We start from the raw sequence: 6,756 nt of genomic DNA on the forward strand, positions 1-6,756 counted from the left end.
CAGCCTAAGGCAACAGCAATAGCTATGGAACAGCCAGTTCAGCCTAAGGCAACAGCAATAGCTATGGAACAGCCAGTTCAGCCTAAGGCAACAGTAATAGCTATGGAACAGCCATTTCAGCCTAAGGCAGCAGCAGCTATGGAACAGCCAGCTCAGCAGATGGTACAGGTGGATACTACAGCACCAGAGGTTAGTGCAGCAGCCCAGGAATTACAGCAGCCAGCAGCTGCTGCTCAGCTACAGCAGCAGTCCATTCAGACTGAGGCAAAGGCTCAGGATGCTGCAAAGACAAATGTGGTGGTAAATGATGCTGTAGTAACAGAAGCAGAGGCACAGCCAGTGGCCCAGAGTGAAAATGCTCAGCCACAGGTGAAGCAGCCAGAGATGCACCAGCCTAAATCCATTGAGGCACTGTTAAAACCAGTACAGCCAGTGGAAAAGGTAACTGCACCAGATGGCTCCCAGGTAGTGAATTCAGGAGACATGACCAAGGAACAGCAGCTGCTGGCAGTTTTGTCCGGCAGAGTTGCAGTTCAGGAAACAAAGGCTGTTGAAAGGGCTCCTCAGAAAACTACAGTGGAGGATATGAACAATCTTATTGGTCAGCAGACTCAGGTGGTAACTGGTAATGAGGCCAAGCAGGGCTTAAATCCGGATGGACAGCAGTCACAGCAGGGCTTCTCTCAGGCAACAGAAACAGAAGCCATGGCAGTACCACAGGCTCAGCCAGCAGAAAGTGAAGAAACAACCTTCACCAGCCGTATGGATGCAGCCCAAGCTGCAAATGTTTCCAATGTTCAGACCCAGACCGCTGACAACCCAGCCCAGCTTCCGGGTCAGCAGAACGTGAGCCAGACCAGAGCTGATTATCAAATCAATCAGCAGATTGTGGAGCAGGCCCGACTTCTTCGCAATGCTGAAAACACGGAAATGGTAATCAAGCTGAATCCAAGACATCTTGGTGATTTGACTCTGAAGGTTGCCGTAAACAGCAATGGAGGTGTAACTGCCACCTTCCACACTGACAATGCTCAAGTTAGGGCAATGCTTGAAACCTCAATGATTCAGCTGCAGAAGGAGCTGAACGAGCAGGGCATCAAGGTTGACAGTGTAGAGGTACAGACTGGTCTTTCCGATGGACAGCTCCCGGAGGGACAGAGTCAGGGCTATTATCAGCAGCAGTCTCAACAGAATCTCAGAAGTCCGCAGGTAGATTTGAAGGATTTTGAGGAGGATGTGGAGAATCTTGCAGCAGAGCCGGTAAACAATGCCACCGAGGTTATTCGTGACAGTCAGGGTAACAAGATTTCCGATGGTGTTGACTATGCAGTATAAAATTTCAGAAAGGAGATAAGCCCATGGCAAATTCATTAAATACTATTACCGTAGATGGTAAAACCTATGATTTGGACACCTACAAGACCACCCAGGGGGTAAAAGCCTCCGAGGTTGGCAAGAAGAAGGAATTGGATAAGGATGCCTTCCTTTCCCTGCTGGTAACCCAGATGCAGTATCAGGACCCACTTTCTCCAATGGACAATACGGAATATTTGGCCCAGCTGGCTCAGTATTCTTCCCTGGAGCAGATGACCAATGTGGCCTCCAAGCTGGGTGATGTTTATTCTCTGGTAGAAAACATCGATTCTTCAGTATTGGTGGGACAGCTTAGTGGTATGATCGGCAAGGATATCCAGTGGTCTTCTGATGATGGCAAAAGCTTTTATGAAGGTAAAGTGGCAGGCGTCAGCGTTACCGATGGCCAAACCTCGGTTATTGCCACAGTAAAGGGCCCGGATGGTTCAGATATGTCCACCAAGGTAGATATTTCCAATATTACCCGGGTAGGCAATGGAGTATAAAAGGTATTGGAGGCAGAATATGAGTGACCCACGAATTTATTTTCCGTCACCACCCATTTTGCCAGTGGAAAATTCCAGTCTCAGCAGTCGCCGAACCACCTCTGATTCAGCCGTAAGCAAGGGAGCATCCTTTGCCAGCTTGTTAAAGGAAAGCACCAACAAGGTGATGTTTTCCAATCACGCAATTCAGAGGCTGAGTGACAGAAATCTGAATTTTAGTGAAGAGGACCTGGCCAAGCTGGATGACACAGTGGCCAGAATGGCTGAAAAGGGGGCCAGGGAATCAGTTATCTACATGAATGATACCGCCCTGGTAGTAAGCGTGGCCAATCGGACTGTAATTACCGCCATGGATGGAAAGAGTGCCAAGGAAAACATTTTTACGAATATTGACAGTGCGGCTATACTATAACGCCATTGTTCAAATTTTTCTTTTCCAAAAGAAAAAGCTTTCAATCAGCGTTTCAACGAGGTGGGAGAGATACTCACCACTCGTTACAAGCTTGGACCTATATGGAGAGCTTAAAGGACGGAATGACAGAAGTCCTTTATCACACAGCCGCATCAGAACAAGAAAAGGAGATTGATTCATTATGATGCGTTCACTTTTTTCCGGTGTTTCCGGTCTTAAAAATCATCAGACCCGTATGGACGTTATTGGTAACAACATTTCCAATGTGAATACTACAGGCTTTAAGTCCAGCCGTGTAACCTTTGTCGATTCCCTGAGCCAGACACTGAAGGCTGCTTCGTCTGCCAATGATGCAGTGGGTGGCACCAATCCAAGACAGATAGGATTGGGCTCCAAGGTTGCCAGTGTAGATGTGAATTTTAGTGATGGTTCTGTACAAAGCACAGGAATAAACACAGATTTGTGCCTTTCCGGTAATGCTTTATTCGTAGTCCAAAAGGGCAATCAGACCTTTTATACCCGTAATGGTGCCTTTAGCTTTGATGCTGATGGTAACTATGTAAACGCCGATGGTCTTTATGTTCAGGGCTATATGAATACCAGCGAAACGGATCATGATTCTATAAATACCAGTAATATATCCAATATTAATTTACGGGCTGGAAAATCCATGGCATCTTTAGCTACCAACAATATTACATATGTCAATAATCTTAATGCCAGCACGCCGACCATTACAAGTATTTCTTACACCAAAACCGATGGCACTACCGGCTCCACCAGCAGTGCTGATGATGTTGTAGACCTTAGCTCAAAATTGATAAAAGATGACAATGCTACCATTACATTGACATTGTCAGATGGACAGACGGTAAAAATCCCTGAATCTGAATTGACCACTACATATACAACTGGCGATTCTTATGCAGCCGGGGTAACCTATGATGTAAAGGGTGTTACTGCTAATAGCGCAAATGATGTGGAGTTTAATATCTCGACTGATTATTTAGGTATAACCTTTCCTTCGCCGCTTTATAGTACAAGTGGCAGTACGTATAGTTTAGGAGACACATATAATTCTACCGAAATAATTGCCACAAATGGTGTTACTGCAAATACAGATGGTACTGTTACTTTAACCTTTGAATCAGGTATTACTGTTACTATTCCAGAACCGCCTTCTGGAACCTATAGTGATGGAGATTCGTTCATATTGACGGGATCAATAAATACAATTACACCTAAGACAGGTGCAACGCTGGCATTAGATGGCTATCCTCTTACTGGTGGTAATTATACTCTCACAGCCGATGGTACACCATTGAAAGTAGGTAGTAATACATACAGTGTTCCTACTTCAGGTGAAACAATAACCTCGATAACTCGCAGCAGTGTAACAGATGTCACGTCAACTCCTTCTGGTTACGTTTCTGCAGTACTCACATTGTCAGATGGTACCACCCAAACGGTAACCTCTGGTAAATATACCGTAGGACATAGTATCCCTATTTCTACTACGGTCAACGTGTTTGATTCCCTTGGGGCAAAGCATGTTGTACCTATTAGTATTGAGCGGATTGGTGAAAATAAATGGATTGCATCACTTGCGACTAATGTAATAAAGGAAGACGATGGTACCGTTACAGAAATTAGTATGGTAAACGACAAGACGGTGATACCATTTACTGCTTCTGGTGCCTATGATGATTCTACCGGTGGTACAGGCATACTAAATGCCACCTATACAAATGGTGCGGCGGAACAGCAGGTTATGATTGATTTTTCCAATCTCACCCAGTATTCCAATTCTACCACGGCCAATGGTGAATCTAATGGCTACGCCGCAGGTACCTTGGAAAGCGTTACCATTGATGAATCCGGTGTTGTTTATGGGACCTATACCAACGGTGTACTCCGTAAGGAAGCTCAGGTGGCAGTGGCACAGTTTACCAACGCTCCAGGTCTTACCAAAAGCGGTAATTCCCTCTATATGGAGTCTCAAAACTCTGGTACTGCCAATATCGGTACAGTAACTGCCTTGGGTGCAACCATTACTGCCTCTGCTTTGGAAATGTCCAATGTAGACGTGGCCGAGGAATTCAGTAATATGATTATCACCCAGCGTGGCTTCCAGTCCAACTCCAAGATTATTACCGTATCCGATGAGATGCTGGAGAACCTCATCAATATGAAGAGATAATAAATAGGTCTTAGCAATTAGGACTTTAAAAGGGTTTTTCAAATATTTATTGGCAGGTGCTTCCTGCACCTGCCAATAAGTATTACAATGTTTTAGGGGGGAGCTTATTATGATTAAGCTTACAAAATTCAATTCAGAAAAGAAAATAAAAGGGGAATTTATTCTTAACGCCGAAATAATAGAGACAATTGAGGAAACTCCTGACACGGTTATTACCCTCACCAACGGTAAAAAGATTATTGTGGAAGAGTCCATGGAAGATGTTGTGCGCCAGGTAATAAAGTATAAGAGGGCCTGGTTTAAATAAATAGTTGTATTTTATCAGATAATTGGTAAAATGATAATGTTGAATATTTTTTGGCGGGATTTTCATTCTGTCAATTATATATAGATAAAATGAAGGAGTGACATAGAATGGCTGATGAAGAAAAGATCGAGGAACCGGCTGCGGACGCTGGTGGTAAAAGCAAAAAATTCCCCATCATCATTGTAGTGGTTCTTATCCTTTTTGGATTGATATTGGCCGGTGGTATTTCTTTTTTTATTACCACTCAGGTAATGTCCAGTGGATCTAATGTGGCCGGTGGGGCTGAGGTAAAGAATCATGACCCTGGCGTCTTTGTTAAGCTTGGCGACCCAAAGGAAGGAATGATTGTCAACGTAGGTGGCATTAAGGCCAGCCGCTTCCTGAAGGTAGGGGTGGTAATGGAGCTGAATCCAAACAAGGAAGAGGTCGTAAAAGAGGGGAAGCTGGTTCCTATGGCGGAAACCAAGATTATGGACTCTACCCTGCAGATTCTTCGCACTGTAAAGATTGAGGAATTGGATGCCAATAAACAGGATGATTTAAAGGCTAAAATAAAGAGTGAGGTAAACAAGGCTCTCGGCGAGGGCAGTGTTTATGATGTTTACATCACCAGCTTTATGCTTCAGTAATATACATTCGTATAAATCTTGAGAAGGAAAGGGGGATGAAGCTTGGCAGATGATGTACTCTCACAATCTGAAATAGATAAACTTCTGGCGCAGTTTGCTTCCGGTGAAGCTGACGCTGAGGAAATGAAGAAGGAAGAAAACCAAAAGAAGGTTAAGACTTACGACTTCAAGCGTCCAGATAAGTTCTCCAAGGATCAGATTAGAACGTTAAATATGCTGCATGATAACTTTGCACGCCTGTTTAACACATACCTGTCCACCTATTTGCGTGCACTGGTATCTGTAGAGGTTGTGTCAGTTGAGCAGTTGACATATCAGGAATTTGTCCAATCCCTTTCAAACCCTAGTGTTATTGGGATATTGGCAGTGCCACCTCTGAAGGGAAACATTATCCTGGAAATGAATTCCGGCATTGCATTTTCTATTATAGACCGGGTATTTGGCGGTCAGGGAGAGAACACCATTAAGCCCCGGGTGCTGACGGAGATTGAGGAGGCCGTTATCAGAAGAATTTTTGATAAGGCCATGGCCAATCTAAGAGAAGCATGGTTTAATGTGGTTCAGTTTAATCCTAAGATGGAAGCAATGGAGTCAAACCCTCAGTTTGCTCAGATTGTTCCTCCTAGTGATATGGTTGTTATTATTACCCTCAAAACCCAGATAGGTTCCGTAGAGGGCTTCCTGAATATTTGTATCCCTTATTTGGTATTGGAGCCTATCATGTCCAAGCTGACTACCACCTTCTGGGTATCCGCCAGCGTAAGCAAGGAGGATCACCCGGAGAATGCAGATTATATCAGGGAAAAGCTAATCAGGACCAAGGTTCCTGTTGTGGTACAAATGGGACAATTTGATATTTCGGTTCGTGAATTCCTGTCGCTAAGCTATGGCGATGTTTTGCAGCTTGATACCAAGGTAGATGACGAGCTGAAATGTATTATAGGCAGCAACACAAAATTTTTGTGTCGGCCAGGTACCTCTGGCAAACGATCTGCGGTGCAGATTACGAAAATAATTAAGACGGAAGGAGATGAAGGCACTAATGGGTGATATGCTTACACAGGAGGAGATAGATGCGCTGATGAATGGCGGCGGTGGAGCCTCTGATAGCAGTGATCCAGCGCCTACTGATGCGGCACCGGCTCCTTCCGATGTCGGAGCAGATGTTGCAAACATGCTTTCAGATATAGAGAAGGATGCATTAGGGGAAATCGGTAATATATCCATGGGTAGTGCAGCCACTACTTTGTCTGTACTCCTGGGACACAAGGTTAATATAACTACCCCTACAGTTTCCATGGCTACCATGCAGCTCATAAAGGATGAGTATCCTATGCCTTATCTCGTTG

At 44.5% G+C, this 6,756-nt stretch carries 8 protein-coding genes; all 8 read left to right on the forward strand.

Annotation, left to right across the window (positions count from 1 at the left end):
* Nucleotides 1–1,335, forward strand: a 1,335-nt coding sequence (locus tag Q0Y54_RS10790) for a flagellar hook-length control protein FliK (protein WP_297967612.1), incomplete at its 5' end; no start/stop codon positions are given.
* 23 nt (nt 1,336–1,358) lie between these two features.
* Nucleotides 1,359–1,859 (forward strand): flagellar hook capping FlgD N-terminal domain-containing protein, encoded by a 501-nt coding sequence (locus Q0Y54_RS10795; protein ID WP_297967617.1) that lies wholly within the window; start codon nt 1,359–1,361, stop codon nt 1,857–1,859.
* 19 nt (nt 1,860–1,878) lie between these two features.
* Entirely contained in the window at nt 1,879–2,271 is a 393-nt protein-coding gene (locus Q0Y54_RS10800; RefSeq protein WP_297967623.1) for a TIGR02530 family flagellar biosynthesis protein, read from the forward strand.
* A gap of 181 nt (nt 2,272–2,452) precedes the next feature.
* On the forward strand, nt 2,453–4,471 hold the full coding sequence (locus tag Q0Y54_RS10805; protein ID WP_297967630.1) for a flagellar hook protein FlgE: 2,019 nt from the start codon (nt 2,453–2,455) through the stop codon (nt 4,469–4,471).
* A gap of 109 nt (nt 4,472–4,580) precedes the next feature.
* Complete coding sequence (locus tag Q0Y54_RS10810; RefSeq protein ID WP_297967635.1) at nt 4,581–4,778, forward strand: flagellar FlbD family protein; 198 nt, start codon at nt 4,581–4,583, stop codon at nt 4,776–4,778.
* Between the two features lie 107 nt (nt 4,779–4,885).
* Nucleotides 4,886–5,407, forward strand: coding sequence for a flagellar basal body-associated protein FliL (locus Q0Y54_RS10815; RefSeq protein WP_297967639.1), 522 nt, complete (start codon nt 4,886–4,888; stop codon nt 5,405–5,407).
* 42 nt (nt 5,408–5,449) lie between these two features.
* The gene (gene fliM / locus Q0Y54_RS10820; RefSeq protein WP_297967646.1) at nt 5,450–6,457 is read left to right on the forward strand and encodes a flagellar motor switch protein FliM; all 1,008 of its coding nucleotides are present in this window, start codon (nt 5,450–5,452) and stop codon (nt 6,455–6,457) included.
* Nucleotides 6,438–6,756: chemotaxis protein CheC (locus tag Q0Y54_RS10825; protein WP_297967650.1), on the forward strand; the 319-nt coding region annotated here is incomplete at its 3' end. The genes fliM and Q0Y54_RS10825, both read left to right, overlap by 20 nt.

Origin of the sequence: uncultured Anaerovibrio sp., from assembly GCF_947302755.1 — a bacterium.
Taxonomy (GTDB): domain Bacteria; phylum Bacillota; class Negativicutes; order Selenomonadales; family Selenomonadaceae; genus Anaerovibrio.

Excerpts from the sequence above, each read along its gene's own strand:
- Q0Y54_RS10795 (WP_297967617.1), top strand. The coding sequence starts at position 1,359 with ATGGCAAATTCATTAAATACTATTACCGTAGATGGTAAAACCTATGAT.
- Q0Y54_RS10800 (WP_297967623.1), top strand. The coding sequence starts at position 1,879 with ATGAGTGACCCACGAATTTATTTTCCGTCACCACCCATTTTGCCAGTG.
- Q0Y54_RS10805 (WP_297967630.1), top strand. The coding sequence starts at position 2,453 with ATGATGCGTTCACTTTTTTCCGGTGTTTCCGGTCTTAAAAATCATCAG.
- Q0Y54_RS10810 (WP_297967635.1), top strand. The coding sequence starts at position 4,581 with ATGATTAAGCTTACAAAATTCAATTCAGAAAAGAAAATAAAAGGGGAA.
- Q0Y54_RS10815 (WP_297967639.1), top strand. The coding sequence starts at position 4,886 with ATGGCTGATGAAGAAAAGATCGAGGAACCGGCTGCGGACGCTGGTGGT.